Annotated in this window: 13 protein-coding genes; 6 read left to right on the top strand and 7 right to left on the bottom strand. The window is 65.7% G+C overall.

All coding sequences use genetic code 11. The features are described from left to right. Positions 1–9: 9 nt before the first annotated feature. A complete protein-coding gene (locus ACLMAL_RS10495; protein ID WP_411998863.1) occupies positions 10–1,398 on the bottom strand; it encodes an inorganic phosphate transporter in 1,389 nt (462 codons plus the stop codon). A 212-nt stretch (positions 1,399–1,610) separates the two neighbouring features. Continuing rightward, positions 1,611–3,122, bottom strand: a complete 1,512-nt coding sequence (locus tag ACLMAL_RS10500; protein WP_411998864.1) for an ATP-dependent DNA ligase — start codon at positions 3,120–3,122, stop codon at positions 1,611–1,613. 93 nt (positions 3,123–3,215) lie between these two features. Between ACLMAL_RS10500 and ramB the strand changes: the two genes are divergently transcribed. Beyond that, positions 3,216–4,622, top strand: coding sequence for an acetate metabolism transcriptional regulator RamB (ramB, locus tag ACLMAL_RS10505; protein WP_411998865.1), 1,407 nt, complete (start codon positions 3,216–3,218; stop codon positions 4,620–4,622). Positions 4,623–5,449: 827 nt separating this feature from the next. Here ramB and ACLMAL_RS10510 read toward each other — a convergent pair. Then, positions 5,450–6,559, bottom strand: a complete 1,110-nt coding sequence (locus tag ACLMAL_RS10510; protein ID WP_411998866.1) for an NADH:flavin oxidoreductase — start codon at positions 6,557–6,559, stop codon at positions 5,450–5,452. 256 nt (positions 6,560–6,815) lie between these two features. Then, on the bottom strand, positions 6,816–7,406 hold the full coding sequence (locus ACLMAL_RS10515; RefSeq protein ID WP_411998996.1) for an NADPH-dependent FMN reductase: 591 nt from the start codon (positions 7,404–7,406) through the stop codon (positions 6,816–6,818). 127 nt (positions 7,407–7,533) lie between these two features. Here ACLMAL_RS10515 and ACLMAL_RS10520 point away from each other — a divergent pair, with 127 nt between their 5' ends. Then, a complete protein-coding gene (locus ACLMAL_RS10520; RefSeq protein ID WP_411998867.1) occupies positions 7,534–8,271 on the top strand; it encodes a TetR/AcrR family transcriptional regulator in 738 nt (245 codons plus the stop codon). Between the two features lie 130 nt (positions 8,272–8,401). Beyond that, a complete protein-coding gene (locus ACLMAL_RS10525) occupies positions 8,402–9,070 on the top strand; it encodes a class I SAM-dependent methyltransferase (protein ID WP_411998868.1) in 669 nt (222 codons plus the stop codon). A gap of 280 nt (positions 9,071–9,350) precedes the next feature. On the opposite strand, the gene ACLMAL_RS10530 is transcribed toward ACLMAL_RS10525, so the two are convergent. After that, a complete protein-coding gene (locus ACLMAL_RS10530) occupies positions 9,351–10,613 on the bottom strand; it encodes an MFS transporter (RefSeq protein ID WP_411998869.1) in 1,263 nt (420 codons plus the stop codon). A gap of 74 nt (positions 10,614–10,687) precedes the next feature. Between ACLMAL_RS10530 and ACLMAL_RS10535 the strand changes: the two genes are divergently transcribed. Next, positions 10,688–11,614, top strand: a complete 927-nt coding sequence (locus tag ACLMAL_RS10535; RefSeq protein ID WP_411998870.1) for a TetR/AcrR family transcriptional regulator — start codon at positions 10,688–10,690, stop codon at positions 11,612–11,614. Between the two features lie 283 nt (positions 11,615–11,897). Here ACLMAL_RS10535 and ACLMAL_RS10540 read toward each other — a convergent pair whose 3' ends face one another. Next, the gene (locus ACLMAL_RS10540) at positions 11,898–13,727 is read right to left on the bottom strand and encodes an acyl-CoA dehydrogenase (protein ID WP_411998871.1); all 1,830 of its coding nucleotides are present in this window, start codon (positions 13,725–13,727) and stop codon (positions 11,898–11,900) included. 356 nt (positions 13,728–14,083) lie between these two features. On the opposite strand from ACLMAL_RS10540, the gene urtA reads away from it, so the two are divergent. Continuing rightward, positions 14,084–15,364: an urea ABC transporter substrate-binding protein gene (gene urtA, locus ACLMAL_RS10545; protein WP_411998872.1), complete on the top strand. Its 1,281-nt coding sequence runs from the start codon at positions 14,084–14,086 to the stop codon at positions 15,362–15,364. A 70-nt stretch (positions 15,365–15,434) separates the two neighbouring features. Continuing rightward, a complete protein-coding gene (gene urtB, locus ACLMAL_RS10550) occupies positions 15,435–16,319 on the top strand; it encodes an urea ABC transporter permease subunit UrtB (RefSeq protein WP_328406775.1) in 885 nt (294 codons plus the stop codon). Between the two features lie 68 nt (positions 16,320–16,387). Here urtB and ACLMAL_RS10555 read toward each other — a convergent pair whose 3' ends face one another. Continuing rightward, entirely contained in the window at positions 16,388–17,536 is a 1,149-nt protein-coding gene (locus ACLMAL_RS10555) for an RNA-guided endonuclease InsQ/TnpB family protein (RefSeq protein ID WP_411998873.1), read from the bottom strand. Positions 17,537–17,640 lie beyond the last annotated feature (104 nt).

Genomic DNA, 17,640 nt, shown 5'->3' on the forward strand with positions numbered 1-17,640 from the left:
CGACATGCTTCACACCTGAGCGGAACGGTTGGATTTGGTGCCGGGGCCCTCCGATGAGGACGTGCCGGGGGGTGGCGACAACCCGTCCGCGGTCACGCCGCCCGGCCTGCCCTCGGCCGACGACGAGGCACCCGCCGCAGCGGCAGACGACGAAGTGTCCTTTGCGGTAGCAGCGTCCTTCGCAATGGCGGAATCGGCGTCCGGCGTGTCGTCTGCCGGCTGCGCCCCGCCGGGCGATTCGATCGACTCGTCTGCGTCCGGTGTCCGGCCGGGCCATTCGTTGACATTGCTGGTGTCGACGGGGTCGCGCCGCGAACGCAGGTACATGACAGCCGACAGCGCAATGAGAATCGCGAACACGACGAGCACGCCTGCGAGCCCGCCGATGATGTGCGCGATGGCCCAGCAGATAGCCCCTGCCACACCCGCGAGCGGCAGCGTGAGCAGCCACGCCACGGCCATTCGACCCATCACGCTCCAGCGGACCTCCGCGCCCTTGCCGAGCCCGGTGCCGAGGATCGAGCCGGTGGCGGTCTGTGTGGTGGACAGCGGCAGACCGAAATGGGCCGAGGTGAGAATGATCGCGGCCGACGAGGATTCGGCGGCCAGCCCCTGCGGAGAATCGATCTCGACGAGGCCTTTGCCGAGGGTGCGGATGATGCGCCAACCACCCAGGTAGGTGCCCGCCGCGATGGCGACGGCACAGGCCGCCATCACCCACAGCGGCATCTCGTCGTTCTTGGTGAGGGTGCCGTGCGCGACGAGCGCCAGGAAGATGACACCCATCGTCTTCTGTGCGTCATTGGTGCCGTGCGCCAGCGAGACCAGTGAGGCCGAACCGATCTGGCCCCAACGGAAACCCTCGTCGACTTTGTTCGGATCCGACTTCTTGGTGATCCGATAAACCCCCCAGGTGCCGATAGCCGAAACCAGCGCCGCCACGATCGGGGCGAGCACGGCAGGCAGCACGATCTTGGTGAGCACGCCGTCCGAACCGGAGGCCCAGATCACTCCGCTCCAGCCGAGCGCGGCGATGGTCGCACCGATCAGGCCGCCGAACAGCGCATGCGACGAACTCGAGGGCAGGCCGAGCAGCCAGGTCAGCAAATTCCACAGAATGCCGCCGACCAGGCCGGCGAACACGATGATCAACAGGTCCTGGCCGTCGACGGCGTCGAGCCGGACGATGCCCTTGGCCACCGTCGCGGCGACAGCCACCGACAGGAACGCGCCGATGAGGTTGAGCACCGCCGACAGTGCGACCGCCACGCGCGGCCGCAGTGCGCCGGTGGCGATCGAGGTCGCCATCGCGTTCGCAGTGTCGTGGAAGCCGTTGGTGAAATCGAATGCGAGTGCCGTGACGATGACGATCAGAAGAACCAGTAATTCGACGGTCACCTCTCCAGTGTGAAGTACCGGCCATCTGAATTGCGATGCGGTTGCCGTCTGCCGGGACTCGATTTCGATCGGCTACCGTAGACGTGGCCTCTACCTGCCGAAGCGTGAGCAGCCCCCTCGACGGTCCACCGTCCGAGGTCAGGGCCTCGCCGAGATTCTGACCGCCGACAAGCTCCCGCGAAGCGACGCACTGCGGTGCGGCGAACGGCGGCTCATGGCAACAGGGCGCGGACGGTCTCGATGGTGTCGGCGTCCGCGGGTTCCTTGTCCGGGCGATAGCGAACGACACGGGCGAAGCGCAGGGCGACCCCGCCGGGATAGCGCGGACTTACCTGGACGCCGTCGAGCGCGATCTCGACGACGAGTACCGGCCGCAAATACACAGTCTGGTCGTCGCGGGCGCGCTGGTGGCGCGGAAATTCGGCGGTCTGCCAGTGCAGTAGCGCGTCGGTGAGGCCCTTGAACGTCTTGCCGACCATCACCGGTTCGCCGGATTTCGGATCGCGGGCTCCGAGATGCAGGTTCGACAGGTAACCGGTGCGGCGGCCGTATCCCCACTCGGCGCCGAGCACCAGCAGGTCGAGGGTGTGGGTCGGCTTGATCTTCTGCCAGGCGCGGCCGCGTCGACCGGCCGCGTACGGCGCGTGCAACGATTTGATCATCACACCCTCGTGCCCGGAGGCGAGCGCGCCGTCGAAGTACTCGGCGGCCGCCTCCGGATCCGGCCCCAGCAGAGCCGGAATGCTGTGTTCGACAGCAACTTTCGTCAGCGCCGTGCGGCGCTCGTACAGCGGGGCGTCCAGCAGGTCCTGGCCATCGAGGTGCAGGCAGTCGAAGAAGTACGGGTGCAGCAACAGTTCTCTGGTCGAGCTCACCTCGGCGAAGCGGCTCATCGTCTCCTGGAACGGGCGCGGCCGACCCGAATCGGTCAGCGCGAGAGTTTCCCCGTCCAGCACCACGCTGGTGCAGTGCAACCGGGAAACCAGATCGACCAGCTCGGGCACGCTCGCGGTGATATCGCGCAGCGTCCTGGTGAACACCCACACCCGCGATCCGTCGCGATGCACCTGTATCCGGGCGCCGTCCATTTTGTGCTCGACGGTTACCTCGCCGTCGAATTCGGCCATCGCCTCCTCCAGCGAAGCGCCGGGCGAGGCGAGCATCGGCTGGATGGGGCGACCCAGCTCCAGCCGGAACTCGGTGAGCGCGTCCACTCCGCCGGTCAGCGCGGCCATGGCGGTGACCGGCAGTTGCCCCGACAGCATGTAGGCCCGGCGCACCAGATCCACCGGCACCTGCGCCGCGACGGCGACTGCCTCGCCGACGACCGCGGTCAGCGCACCCTGGCGCAGCTCACCGGTCAGCAGCCGGAGTAGGAACACCTGTTCATCGGCGGTCGCCGCGGTCCACAACGCCGTGAGCAGCTCCTTGCGCCGGTTCGCCGAACCCGCGCCCGCGATGCCCGCCAACTCGCTGAGCGCGCCATCGACATCCGAAACCGTAAGTGTTGCAGTGTCGCTCGGCGCACCGTCCATCGCGGTGAGCGTGCGCCACCCGGTGCCGATGCGCCCCTGCCGCAGCTCGCCGGAAACCCAGGCGACCACCGGGGCCAGCTCGTCCGGCGCGGCATCGGACAGCAGCCCGGCCAGCGCGGCGATCTTGGTCTTACGGGACCGCGTCGCGCGGACGGTCTCCGAGGTCCGCACGACATCCGAGAACAGCACCACCTGACGGTAACCCGGGGGTGTGACATATCGCTCAGCTCTACTGCTAATTCACCATTGGCAGGGCTGTGAAAGCGGCCATAAACTGGACAGATGGCCAAGACTTACGTCGGGGCGCGGCTTCGTCAGCTGCGGACCGAACGAGGGCTGAGCCAGGTCTCGCTTGCCCAGAAGCTGGAGATCTCGGCGAGCTACCTCAACCAGATCGAACACGATGTGCGCCCGCTCACCGTGCCGGTGCTGCTGCGGATCAGCGAGGTTTTCGGCGTCGACGCCACCTTCTTCTCCTCACAGGACGACACCCGGCTCATCGCCGAACTCCAAGAGGTCGTGATGGACCAGGAGCTCGGCATCGAGGCCGACACCCAGGAGATCGCCGACATGGTCTCCGCGCACCCGAGCATGGCGCGCGCACTGGTCAACATGCACAACCGCTACCGCAACACCTCCGCGCAGCTGGCCGCCGCCACCGAGGACCGATTCGCCGACGGCTCCGGCAGCGCGACGATCAGCAAGCCACACGAGGAAGTGCGCGACTTCTTCTACCAGCGGCAGAACTACATCCACGAATTGGATACCGCCGCAGAGGAACTCACCGCCCGCATCCGATTCCACGGCGGCGACATCAACAACGAGATCGCGCGCAGGCTGCGCGCGCACGATGTGCGGATCGTCGAACGCATCGACCTCGGCGAGGGGGTGCTGCACCGATACGACCCGGACACCCAGCGACTGGAGATCGCCCCGCACCTGTCCGGCGGACAGCGCACCTTCAAACTCGCCGCCGAATTGGCCTATTTCGAATGCGGCGAACTGCTCGAAAAGCTGGTCGAGGAGGGCAATTTCGTCTCCGAGGACACCCGCAAACTGGCCATGCTCGGCCTGGCGAACTATTTCGCCGCGGCCACCGTGCTGCCCTACACGCATTTCCTCGAGGTCGCCGAGGACTTCCGCTACGACATCGAGCGACTCTCGGCCTTCTTCACCCAAAGCTACGAGACCATCTGCCACCGGCTTTCGACTCTGCAACGCCCTAAACTGCGCGGCGTGCCCTTCTCGTTCGTCCGCGTCGACCGAGCAGGCAATATGTCCAAACGCCAGTCCGCCACCGGTTTCCACTTCTCCGCCAGCGGCGGCACCTGCCCGCTGTGGAATGTCTACGAGACCTTCGCCTACCCCGGCAAGATCATGACCCAGATCGCCCAGATGCCCGACGGCCGCAAATACCTGTGGGTCGCCCGCACCGTGGAGCGGCGAGCAACCCGATACGGCCAGGCCAGCAAGACGTTCGCTATCGGGCTCGGTTGTGAACTGCGGCATGCGAGCCGGGTCGTCTACGCCGACGGGATAGATCTCGACGAGGCGAAGGCCACCCCGATCGGCGCAGGCTGCCGGGTCTGCGAACGCGCCAATTGCCCGCAGCGCGCGTTTCCGCCGCTGGGCAAGGTGCTGGATATCAGCGAGCACCGCAGCTCGGTGTCACCGTACGTTCTCAAGTAGGCCGATACATGTGGTTTGCCACTGCAGCTGAGTAGCCACCACCTCGAAATCAACTGGGCCCCACCCATATTGGATCGGGCCCAGCCCGTCTGCAGCGCCTCGGTTCGCCTCGGTTCGCCTCGGTTCGCCTCGGTTCGCCTCGGTTCGCCTCGGTTCGCCTCGGTTCGCCTCGGTTCGCCTCGGTTCGCCTCGGTTCGCCTCGGCGGCAGGCTGGTCGAGCAGGACCTTATGCAACGCAGAGGATTCGGCGGCATCGACTACCGCGCATGAGACGTGCCCCTACGCGAGCAGATCATGAACTCGACTCGGTTCGTTGGGGTGGCTCAGTGATAGGCGTGTTCTGGGCCCCCGCGAGCCACCATCCGCCATCCTTCTCAACCAATACGTACATAGCGATCTCGGAGAACCCGCCCGCTTCGGCGGCGAGCCTGCAGATCTGGGTCAGCACTACCCCCGGCGCGGGCGAAGTCGCGCCAACGACTTCGAAGTGTGAGCGCGGCGCAACCTGTGCGGCCATCAAGCGGCGGTGTATGGCGTTCAATTCGGAGTAGCCGGTTACTGACGCACCATACGGACTGCCCCACACCACATCTGCCGCGAAAGCGGCATCGTAGCCGTCCGCGTCGCCTGCTGCGCCTGACTGTTGTAGCCCTTCGGCGAACCGTGAGGCCACCTCGTGGGCCGTGGTAGCGCGCGATGGATCACCGAGAGTCGGTCGGGTTTGCATTTTTCCTTGCTCCAATCACTTCAACTATCAGTTACATAGGCACGGCGCCGCCTGCGCGGACGGGATCATCGGCCTGCGGTCGGGCAGGCGGCCATACGGCTCAGTGGAGACTGCCGAGCAGCCCCCCGTGGAAGGGGGTGAGATCGTCGACGCGGCCGGCGAGGACCTTCGCCAGCCACTCGGGGTCTCCCAGCAGAGCCCTGCCGACCGCCACGAGGTCGAACTCGTCGCGCTCCATGCGGTCGAGCAGCTCGCCGATGTCCGTGACCTCGCCCAATGACATCTGGGGGAACTCGTTGCTGATACCCACCGAACCGACGCTGATGGCGGGTTTTCCGGAGAGCTTCTTGGCCCAGCTCGCCAGGTTGAGGTCGGAGCCCTCGAACTCGGGGAGTTGGAACCGCCGGGTGGAGCAGTGGAAGGCGTCGGCGCCTGCGTCGGCCAGCAGGCCGAGCATGGTCTCCAGTTCCTGCGGCGTCTCGGCTATCCGCGCCTGGTAGCGGTTTACCTTCCACTGAGACAAACGGAAGGAGATCGGGAAGTCGCTGGAGACGCTGTCCCGGCACGCGGCCACGGTCTGGGCGGCGAAACGGGTACGGCCGACGATGTCGCCCCCGTAGGCGTCGGTGCGCCGGTTGGTGTGGGCCCACAGGAACTGGTCGATCAGATAGCCGTGGCCACCGTGGATCTCGACGCCGTCGAAGCCCAGTGCTTCGGCCGTCGCCGCTGCCGTGGCGTACGTCGCGACCACATTGTCGATATCCGCCTGGGTCATCGCTCGGCCCGAGTTCGTGCCGTCCAGGGCGATGCCAGAGGGGCCGATCCGCGGGGCGTCGGGGACCGGCGGATTGCCGACGGTGCGATCCATTCCGACGTGCCACAACTGCGGCATGATCCGGCCGCCGGCCTGATGGACCTCCTCGGCCACGGCCGACCAGCCCGCCAAGGCCTCGTCTCCGTAGAAGTGCGGGACCCGGGCGCTACTGCCCGCCGAGTCGTGGCCGACGTAGGCGCCCTCGGTGATGATCAGACCGACACCGGCGGCCGCCCGTCGGGCGTAGTACTGCGCCACGTCGTCGCCCGGCACACCTCCGGGGGAAAACTCGCGTGTCATCGGCGCCATCACGACGCGGTTGGGCAGCGTGAGACTTCCCAGGGAGAACGGGCGGACCAGGATGTTCCTGGCACGTTCGAGGAAATTCGTGGGCATCGGTGTTCGCTTTCGATTAAGGCCGACCGTGCTGCGACGAGGGATTCAGGCCATGCGGTCGGCGGCTTGGGCGGGTATGGGCACTAGAGGTGGCTGGAGTTCCGCCTCAGTCGCAGGTAGGGGCCCCGGGGCTGTAGTGGCCGAGGTCGCCCACGATCGGGGAAGCCTGGTGTGAGGATCGGTTGTTCGTCGAGCGCCGCGAGGAAGAAGCGCGGGGAGTGTCGGGCGGTCGGTCGTTCATCGCTGTGGCGCGATGTCAGACGACGTACGGACGGACGCGTCTGGCCTCGCGCAGGGACTGCCCCCACCAGGTGAGCTGGTCGAGCATGGCCTTGGCTGCGACGTCGCACCCGGGGTCGGACGGCTTGCCGTCGGCACCGAAGACCTCACCGTAGTTGTGGAAGCTGACGGTGTTACGGATCGTGACCGCGTGGAGCTCCGCGAGCACGACACGAAGCTGCTCAACGGCGCGCAGCCCGCCGGCGAGTCCACCGTAGGAGACGAAGCCGACCGGCTTGGCGTGCCACTGTTCGTTGTGCCAGTCGAGGGCGTTCTTCAGCGACGCGGGGAAGCTGTGGTTGTACTCGGGCGTGACGATCACGAAGGCATCAGCCTGGGCCAGTCGCGGCGACACTGCGCCCAGCTGTGCCACGACCTCGTCGGAAGGAGCCTGCCCGAACGCCGGGAAAACGGTCGGCAGGGGCGTCTCGACGAGGTCGATCAGGTCGGCGGTCATGTCCTCGCGCTGAGCGATGTGTCCGGCGATCCAGTCGGCGACGACCGGACCGAACCGCCCGTCCCGGTTGCTGCCGATGATCACTGCGGTGCGGAGGATGTCGTCGGTCAAGTCAGCCACGAAAACCCCTCGGCAATGTGTACGCTGTATCCATAATGTACAACGTACACATTAGAGTGTACGACGTCCACTCCAGGTACGCTGTACACAGCATCATTCGGCGGAAGGAACCCAAGCGATGGCCTCCCAGGAGAGACAGTCAGCGAGCGAGGACAAGGACCCCGTCTCGATGTGGGAGCGCCTCGAACGACCGGCGCCGGCTCCCCGCACCACCCTCACTCCCCGGCGGATCGCCGAGGTCGCCGTCGCCGTCGCCGACGCCGAGGGACTCGACGCGGTCACCATGCGCCGCCTGGCCACCGAACTCGGCGTCGCCCCCATGGCCGCGTACCGCTATGTCACCGGCAAGGACGAGCTACTCGAGCTGATGGCCGACTTCGTCTACGCGGAGCTGGATCTGCCCGACGGCAAGGACGGCTGGCGCGCGACCATGCGGTCCGTCGCCCTACGAATAAGGGAGGTCCTGCTCCAGCACTCGTGGGTGACGCGGGCGGCGTGCGGCGCGCCGACCCCGAACCAGCTGGCCGTGCCGGAGGCGGCCCTCGTCGCACTCGACGGCCTGGGGCTCGACGTGGACACCGCCATGGCGGTCTACAACACCGTCACCGCCTATGTACACGGCGCGGTCGACTCGGAGGTCAGGCTGAGTCAGATGCTCCACGTGCGCGGCTGGTCCACCCGTGAGGAGGCCCGCGCGGGACTGGCCACACAGATGACCTGGCTCATGAACACGGGCCGCTACCCGATGTACGCACGCTATATCCACGAGGCCGACCGCAAGGACGACGTGCAGTGGCAGTTCGAGATCGGCCTGGACTCTGTCCTCGATGGCATTGCGGCGCGCCTGGCGATATGAGGACATCTGCGCTGGCGAACCGTGTCCCGAGCGACACACCGAGCCAGTCGAATCCGACCACCGCACCGAAGCTGCTTGACAAATACAGAGGTATCGCGGGTTGTCGTTCGAGCGGCGTACGGTCGAGTGTGTGAACAGTGGCGCCGCACCTGCGGCAGCTGTGGAGGGCTCGGACCTGTGGGCACGGGCGTTCTCGGCCCTGTACGACCCACTCCTGTGGGTGGGCGAGAAGGCGGGCATGGGCGTTCGTCGACGGGATTTGCTCGGCCGTGCGAGGGGGCGGACGGTCGAGCTGGGCAGCGGTACTGGTCTGAACCTGCCGTACTACCCCGACGACCTCGCCGAGCTGATCCTGACCGAACCCGAAGCCGCAATGCGTGCGCGGTTGGCGCGAAGGCTGCATCGCAGTCGACGTCGGGCGCGGGTGCTCGACGCATCAGCGGAACAGCTGCCATTCGCGGATGAAACCGTGGACACGGTCGTCTCAACTCTTGTGTTGTGCACCGTCGACGCAGCCGATCCGGTGTTGCGGGAGATCAAGCGCGTGCTACGCCCCGGAGGCCGGCTGCTGTTCCTCGAACATGTCCGTTCCCAGTCGCCGCGACTTGCCTATTGGCAGGATCGCCTCGCCGGCCCGTGGCGCCGGTTCGCAGAGGGCTGCCACTGCAACCGTGCCACCCTCGAGCTGATCCGGACCTGCGGGCTGGAGCTTGGAGAGGTACAGGAAGCGTCGTGGCGGGCGATGCCCCCGATTATTCGACCGCTGATCACGGGCGTGGCCACCAAAAGCGACGGCTGACACTCTCGAGTGGTCCTGAGCTCGTTTCACGCTGCGCTGTCGAACAAGATCAGGAGGTTCCGGTAGAACTCGCTGAATCTTGGGCGGATATGACCGTAGCTGCTGATCAGGCCGGACACGGTGTTGCCTCAGACCGCTCGCTGCCCCGGAGCTCGTCGGCCCAGCACAGCCGAGGCCGGAACGTTCGAACTCATGGCTATTCGGCACGCGGCGCGGCAGCCCGATATGACAAAGCCGGGCGACATCAGCGAAAACCGATGTCGCCCGGCCAGTTATTTGTTCACGCAGGTTGTGCGCCGGCCAGGTCCGCCACCACGGCTGCGGCCGTGCGCTGGAACCGCATACCGAGCATGGTCAGCCCGAGTGCGGCGACCAGCAGGATGGCCAGTGTCCAGGCGAGCGTCGAAAAGCCGTGTGGTGCAGCGGCCGCCGCGACGATCGGGCCGACGGTCGCACCGACGTAGAAGCTGAACATGGCGACCGAAGAGGCCGCGGCCCTGGCTTCCCCGCCCAGCTCGCCTGCACTCTGCAGGACGGCGGGGGCGATGATGCCGAGGCCGCCGACGAGCACGGCGAGCAGCACGGTCAACACCCCGAGGTGTCCGCCTTCGAAGGTGGCGAGCACCATCGCGGCAGCGGCGACGAGCACGCCGAGCACGATCTGGCCCGGCTTCGACAGCCGCGCAAGCGGCATCGCGAGCAGCGGCAGCGCGACCATTACCGGGAGCGCACCGGCCCGCAGAGCGAGCAGTTCGCCCGATCCCTCGACGATGCCGGTGAGTTCGATGCCGGTGTAGACCCCGACCATCACCGCCATGCTCAACGCACCGGCGGCAAGCATCGGCAGCAGCGGTTTGATCCGCAGCACCGCAGGAATCGCCGCGTAGCTGTGCAGCAGCGGCTTGTCCCGGCCGGTCGGCGCGTCATCGAGCATGACAGCACGCAGGGCGAGCGCCAGTGCCGTGAAGACGACGGCCGAACCGACGAACATGGTCCGCCACGGGAACGCGGCGACCACCGCCTGCGAGACGATCTGCGCGAGCACCGTCGCGGCAAGGAACGAGGTGGCCACCGACATGGTGACGACAGGCCGGTGCGCGGGCGCGATGCGAGTGGCGACGTAGGCCATGATCGCCGGTGGGATGGAACCGACGAGCAGACCCTGCACGATCCGCAGCCCGACCGCGAGCGGCGCACTGAACGCCAGGCCGGTCAACAGGGTTACCACTGCGGCAGCGATCATGCCGGTGACCAGCACCCGCCGGTGGCCGAAGCGATCCGACAGCGGGCCGAAGAGCACGAAGCCGCCCGCGTAGCCGAAGGCGAAGGCGCTGATGATCCACGTCATCACCCCCGAGCCGACGTTCCAATCGGCTTTCATGGCCGTGAACAGCGGAATCGGGATGTACATCTGGCCGGTGGCCAGCAGGGCGGACAAGACGAAGACGGGCAGTGTGCGCCCGGTGTGCGCGCGTGGTGACACGCTCCGGGTGCGTGCGGCAGCCGGTGTACCGGCTGGAAGCTGAAGTGTCGGCGTTGCCATGGCGCTGACAGTACGACGACCATCAAACTCTGTCAACCAAATAGTTGGTTTAATGAAATGGTAAAGTCCAGGCCATGACCGTCACGATGAAGCGCAGCGACGCGACCAAGCAGGCGCTGCTGCGCGCCGCCCGGGACGAATTCGCCGAATACGGCCTTGCGGGCGGTCGAGTCGACCGCATCGCTGAGGCGGCAGGAGTCAACAAGGAACGCATCTACGGCCTGTTCGGCAGCAAGGACAAGCTGTTCGACGTCATCCTCATCGACACACTGCGCGAGTTCATCGACGTCGTGCAGCCGATGGCCGACACCGAACCGGGCGATTACGTCGGCAAGCTCTTCGACTACCACCGCGACAACCCCCAGCTGCTGCGACTGCTGCTCTGGGAATCACTCCATCGCGGGGCCGACGCACACGACATCGACGGCTGGCGAGCCGAGCACTACGTGCAGAAATTCGACCGGGCCCGAGAGCAATTCGGCGTCGACGAACAGCAGGCCGGACTCGTTCTCCTTGCCCTGTGCGGCGTCGCCAACTGGACATACGCGGTCCCGCAGACCACCCGCCTGCTCCTCGGCGCTGCCGCCGAGGACTACGAAACAACCAAACGGTTCATGCAGGAGTTCGCCAGGGCCGCCATGCGGCGTGAGCCCCGAGACGATCCATCGGTCAATGCGTTGACCACACGGGCGACGGCCGCCGCGCCGACCGGGACGCTCCGTACCGCGGCGATCGAGACGCCGGTCGAGGCGGTCGCCAGAGCGGATGACAATGCCGCGGCGGAGCCGCCCGCGCACACCGGCCCGGGGAATTCCGCTGACAACGTGGACCAGGCTGCCCAGCGGCTACGCGACGCACAGGCAGCCGCCGAAGCCGCCCGCGACGAACTGGCCGAAGCCCTGCAGGCGGCCCACGCAGCAGGCGCGGGAGCCAACCAGTTGGCCCGCCGAGTCGCGGGCACACTTTCCCGCCCGGTAGTACTCAAGCTGCTGGCCGAGTGACTCCGCCGGCACCGGCCGCAAGTCGCGGACCCTTCACCGGCCCGTAGGGCCCCTGCCGACCGAGTCAGCCAATGCTCGGCCGACAGAGTCGCGGACCCTCCCCGCCCCGTGGGCTCCCCCGACCACATCAACGAACGTCCAGCCAACCAAGCCACAGGCCGTCGCCCGGTATCGCTCCCGACCGGCCGTCCTCGAATGGCAACCCGACAGAACCGCCGGTGCCCGTAGCCACCGGCGGTCGAGTCGAGGTGTTCGGCGAGCCCGCGTCAGAACACGGCAGCGCCTAGAACGCCGCCTCGTCCATCTCCATGATGTCGTTGTCGATCGCCGCCAGAATGCCCTTGACCGCGGTCAACTCCGGTAGCACGTTCTTCACGAAGAAGCTTGCGACAGCGACCTTTCCGGCATAGAACGGCCGGTCCTTCGCCGCCGGTTCCGCTGCCAGTGCGGTCGCGGCGATTTCGGCCTGCACCAGCAGCCGCCAGCCGATCAGCAAGTCGCCGACGGCGAACAGGAAACGGACCGAACCCAGGCCGACCTTGTAGAGCTCGGCCGAATCCTGCTGCGCGGCCATCAGGTATCCGGTCAGCGTGGCCGCCATCGCCTGCACGTCGGCGAGCGCCGTGGCCAGCAGCGCCCTTTCGGGCTCGAAGCGACCGGTCTTCATCTCGAGGAATGCGGAGATCTGCCCGGTGACGTGCGCGATGGCGACGCCCTTGTCGCGAATGATCTTGCGGAAGAAGAAGTCCTGCGCCTGGATCGCCGTGGTGCCCTCGTACAGCGAGTCGATCTTGGCGTCGCGGATGTACTGCTCGATCGGGTAGTCCTGCAGGTATCCCGAACCACCCAGTGTCTGGAGCGATTCGGTGAGGTACCGGTAGGCCCGCTCGGAGCCGACACCCTTGACGATCGGCAGCAGCAAATCGTCCACCCGGTGCGCCAATTCGGCATCGGCACCCGAAACCAGCTGCGCCACATCGGCATTCTGATGTGCCGCGGTGTACAGATACACCGCACGCAGACCTTCGGCATAGGCCTTCTGCATGGCGAGGCTGCGCCGCACATCCGGGTGGTTGGTGATGGTGACGCGCGGTGCCTCCTTGTCCGACATCCGGGTCAGATCCGCGCCCTGGACGCGCTGCTTGGCGTAGTCGAGCGCGTTCAGGTATCCGGTGGACAGCGTGCCGGTGGACTTGATGCCGACCACCATGCGCGCGTTCTCGATCACCTGGAACATCTGCGCGATGCCGTTGTGTACCTCGCCGACCAGCCAGCCCTTGGCGGGAACGTCCGTGCCACCGAAGGTCACCTCACAGGTGGGCGAAGACTTCAGGCCCATCTTGTGCTCGACACCGGTCACATACACACCGTTGCGGTCGCCCAGCTCGAGCGTCTGGTGATCGAAGAGGAACTTGGGCACATAGAACAGCGAGAGGCCCTTGGTGCCGGGTCCCGCGCCCTCGGGTCGAGCCAGCACGAGGTGGAAGACGTTCTCCGCGGTCTCACCGACATCGCCGCCGGAGATGAAACGCTTGACGCCCTCGATGTGCCAGGAGCCGTCCTCCTGCTGGACGGCCTTGGTGCGCCCCGCGCCGACATCCGAGCCGGCATCCGGCTCGGTCAGCACCATGGTGCCCTGCCAGCCACGGTCGTAGCCCTTGGTGGCCCATGCCTTCTGCTCATCGGTGCCGACGTTATAGAGCACCGAGGCCATCACCGGACCCATATTGAAGAAGCTCGCCGACGGGTTTGCGGAGGTGAGCATCTCGTTGATCGCCCAGATGACCGCAGCGGGCGCAGGCGTGCCGCCCATCCCCTCCGGCATGCCGAGCCTGCCCCAATCGGCCTCGCGCACGGCCGCGATGGTCTTGCGCAGCGGCTCCGGCACGGAGATGGAGTAGGTGGCCCGGTCGTAGACCACCGGATCGCGATCCGCCGCGGCAAACGATTCCGCGACCGGGCCCTCGGCGAGACGCTTCACCTCGGTCAGGATCTCGCGCACGGTGTCGGAGTCGAGATCACCGTAGGCACCCGTATCCAGCAGCTTGTCCAGCTGCAACACCTCGAACAAATTGAATTCGATGTCGCGCACGTTCGCCTTGTAGTGACCCACCGTGGTCCTCCTCGACTGACAACTCCGTGGCCAGGCGAGCCACGGGATCGGCTTTCTGACGATGTACAAACGAAGCCTGCCGTACCGCGACGACGCTACGCAACCGTAGCCATTGGGAAGCCTCACCGTCGTTTACCGAGCGGTTACTACAAAGGTTCACACGGCGGAAACACAGGCAACGGACTCGTCATCGGGAGTCATTCCAGCGCAACAACTTCTGTCTAGTGTTCGCACCACGAATACAGCCGTTGTATACATCCCGGTCGACCCACCTGACCGGTGCAAAGGCGCGTGTATTCGCCCGCGGCGCACGCAGCGCCGCCGAACACCTGATGAAGTGAGAAGGGTCCTGCCCCATGCCAGATTCCCGTGACATCCATCGGCCACGCATGCATCGCGCGGCAAAAGCACTGGTCGCCCCGACGGCAGTCGTACTTGCCGGTCTGTTGCTGACTGCCTGTGGCGCCAAGGACGACGACTCGACCAGCGGCTCCAACGCAGCGTCCTGCGTCGACACGTCGAAGGATTCGATCAAGGTCGGTTCCCTGCACTCACTGTCGGGCACGATGGCCATTTCCGAGGTCACCGTCGCCAACTCCACCAAGCTCGCTGTCGACCAGATCAACGCAGCGGGCGGCGTCCTCGGCAAGAAAATCGACCTGGTGCTCGAGGACGGCGCCTCCGACCCGAAGACCTTCGCCGAGAAGGCCGAAAAGCTCATCAGCTCCGACTGCGTCGCCGCGGTGTTCGGCGGCTGGACCTCCTCGAGCCGCAAGGCCATGAAGCCGAAGTTCGAGAGCCTGAACTCGCTGCTCTACTACCCCGTCCAGTACGAGGGCTTGGAAGACAGCAAGAACATCTTCTACACCGGCGCGACCACCAATCAGCAGATCATTCCCGCGCTGGATTACCTGAAGCAGAAGGGCATCACCTCCCTCTATCTGGTCGGCAGCGACTACGTTTTCCCGCAGACCGCCAACCGCGAGATCAAGGAATACGCGAAGGCCAACGGCATCGAGATCAAGGGTGAGGACTACACCCCGCTCGGCTCGACCGACTTCTCCACCATCGTGAACAAGGTGCGCACCGCCAAGGCGGGTGCGGTGTTCAACACCCTCAACGGCGACTCCAACGTCGCGTTCTTCCGCGAGTACACCAATGCCGGCCTGAAAGCCGCTGAGATGCCTGTCGTTTCGGTGTCCATCGCCGAGGAAGAGGTCGCGGGCATCGGCGCGCAGAACATCGCGGGGCAGCTGACGGCGTGGAACTACTACCAGACCGTCGACACCCCGGTGAACAAGAAGTTCGTCGCGGATTACAAGGCTGCCTTCGGCGCCGACAAGCCGACCTCGGACCCGATGGAAGCCGCCTACGCCTCGGTCTACCTCTGGAAGAACACCGTCGAGAAGGCGAAATCCTTCGCAGTGGCCGACATTCAGGCCGCAGCCGACGGCGTGAGTTTCGAGGCACCCGAGGGTCTGGTCACCCTCGACGGCTCCAACCACCACATCACCAAGACCGCCCGCATCGGTGAAATCCGGCCGGACGGACTCATTTACACGGTGTGGGACTCGGGCAAGGCCGTCACTCCGGACCCCTACCTGAAGTCCTACGACTGGGCCAAGGGCCTGAAGTAGTCGAGCAGCGCCGGTGCGGGTCTCGTCGAGGGGACCGGGCCCGCACCGGCCGACACCGTTAGGAACCTTTATGGACGTGCTGATCGGCCAGCTCTTCACCGGGCTGAGTCTGGGATCGATTCTGTTGCTCGCCGCGCTCGGCCTTTCGCTGACCTTCGGTCAGATGGGCGTGATCAACATGGCGCACGGCGAGTTCATCATGGCCGGCTGCTACACGACTTACGTTGTGCAGAAGGTGTTCTCGTCGGCCGGTGTCTCACTGATGGTGTCGCTGCTCATCGGATTCCTCGTCGGCGGCCTACTCGGCGCTGCGCTCGAAATGGGCCTGATTCGCTGGATGTACGACCGGCCGCTGGACACCCTGCTCGTCACCTTCGGTGTCGGCTTGGTGCTGCAACAGCTGGCCCGCGACATCTTCGGCGCACCGGCCAAGAATGTGCTCGTCCCCGAATGGCTCGGCGGCGGCATCACCATCATGGGCGCGGTGGTGCCGAAGACACGCATCTTCATCCTGGTGCTCGCGGTCGTCGCGGTGACCACGCTGGCCACGGTGCTCAAGGCGACGCCGCTGGGCCGCCGCATCCGCGCGGTGGTGCAGAACCGCGGATTGGCCGAGACCAGCGGCGTTTCCAGTCGCGTCACCGATATCAGCACGTTCTTCATCGGCTCCGGCCTGGCCGGTGTCGCGGGTGTCGCACTCACCCTGATCGGTTCGACCAGCCCCACCATCGGACAGAGCTATCTCATCGACGCGTTCCTCGTGGTGGTGATCGGCGGCCTCGGGCAGATCAAGGGCACGGTCATCGCGGCGTTCGCGCTCGGCCTGCTCAATTCCTACATCGAATACTCGACCACCGCATCCATCGCCAAGGTGATCGTCTTCGTCATCATCGTGATCTTCCTGCAGGTCCGGCCGCAGGGCCTGTTCACGGTCCGGACAAGGAGTTTGGCTTGACTTCCTCCCCGCGCCTAGCGGCAGGGGATTGCGACCTTCGCGGGTCGGGCTTCCTGCTTCAGCGACAACTACCCACCCGGCTGAAGCCGACCAGGTCTTACGCCATCTCCACAGGCGGTAACCGCCAGTCCGGCGGCCAAAATATTGCGTGCGGCGTTGATATCGCGGTCGTGGATCGCGCCGCACTCTTGACACGTCCACTCACGCACACTCAAAGGCATCGACTCTGCGAGAAATCCGCAGCTACCACACGTCTTGGACGAAGGCAGCCAACGATCCACAACCACAAGGCGCCTGCCATACCATCGGCACTTGTATTCCAACATGATCCGCAACTGCGACCAAGCGGCATCGGAGATGGCGCGTGCCAAGCGATGGTTCCCGAGCATGTTCCGCACCGCCAGATCCTCGATCACAATCGTTTGGTTCTCACGAACGAGTCGAGTGGTCAACTTTTGCAGGTAGTCCCGGCGCCGGTCAGAAATTCGCGTATGAACCCGCGCCACCCTGATTCGGGCCTTCGCGCGGTTCGCACTTCCAACCTGCTTGCGCGACAACGCCCGCTGAGCACGGGCCAATCGGATTCGGTCGGTCCTTTCAGGCCTCGGATTGGTGACCTTCTCGCCGGTAGAGAGCGTTACCAGCGCCGTGAGGCCTGCGTCGACCCCGACAGTCGCCGACGACTCCGGAAGCGATCTGATGTCAGGATCCTCAACAAGCATCGAGACGAACCATCGTTCGGCTCGATCACGGGTAACAGTCACGGTGGACGGGTCAGCTCCGTCCGGCAGAGAACGCGACCAGACGATGTTCAGCGGGTCCGCGCACTTGGCCGGCCACAGTTTCCCGTTGCGATAACGGAATCCAGAACGAGTGAACTCCGCCGACGCTCTACTACGCTTGCGCGACTTGAATCGTGGATAGCCGGACTGTTTTCTCCAGAAGCTGGCGAACGCTCTCTGCAGGTGCCGCAACGTCTGCTGCAACGGGACACAGGAAACCTCGTTCAACCATTCGAAATCAGGTTCGCCCTTCCATGCGGACAGCAATGCCGAAGTCTGGCCGTAGCTGGTCCCACGTCGCTCGGTGCTCCACGCTCGAGTCCGTTCTGTCAGCGCGCGGTTGTAGACGTAGCGCACGCACCCGAACGTCCGACTCAGCAAGTCCGCCTGCTGTTCGTTGGGGTAGAAGCGGTACTTATACGCACGCTGCGCCACAGCTCACAGAGTAAACGTCTAGACCGACAGCTTCGCGAGCATTCGATCATCCCTGTTATCAGCACGGATGGAGCCCAGCACAGTTCTGCCCAGCTTCTCAGCGA

Origin of the sequence: Nocardia sp. CWNU-33 (assembly GCF_046764895.1) — a bacterium.
In the GTDB taxonomy this organism is placed as follows: Bacteria; Actinomycetota; Actinomycetes; order Mycobacteriales; family Mycobacteriaceae; genus Nocardia.

Excerpts from the sequence above, each read along its gene's own strand:
- ramB (WP_411998865.1), top strand. The coding sequence starts at position 3,216 with ATGGCCAAGACTTACGTCGGGGCGCGGCTTCGTCAGCTGCGGACCGAA.
- ACLMAL_RS10510 (WP_411998866.1), bottom strand. The coding sequence starts at position 6,559 with ATGCCCACGAATTTCCTCGAACGTGCCAGGAACATCCTGGTCCGCCCG.
- ACLMAL_RS10520 (WP_411998867.1), top strand. The coding sequence starts at position 7,534 with ATGGCCTCCCAGGAGAGACAGTCAGCGAGCGAGGACAAGGACCCCGTC.
- ACLMAL_RS10530 (WP_411998869.1), bottom strand. The coding sequence starts at position 10,613 with ATGGCAACGCCGACACTTCAGCTTCCAGCCGGTACACCGGCTGCCGCA.
- ACLMAL_RS10535 (WP_411998870.1), top strand. The coding sequence starts at position 10,688 with ATGACCGTCACGATGAAGCGCAGCGACGCGACCAAGCAGGCGCTGCTG.
- urtA (WP_411998872.1), top strand. The coding sequence starts at position 14,084 with ATGCCAGATTCCCGTGACATCCATCGGCCACGCATGCATCGCGCGGCA.
- urtB (WP_328406775.1), top strand. The coding sequence starts at position 15,435 with ATGGACGTGCTGATCGGCCAGCTCTTCACCGGGCTGAGTCTGGGATCG.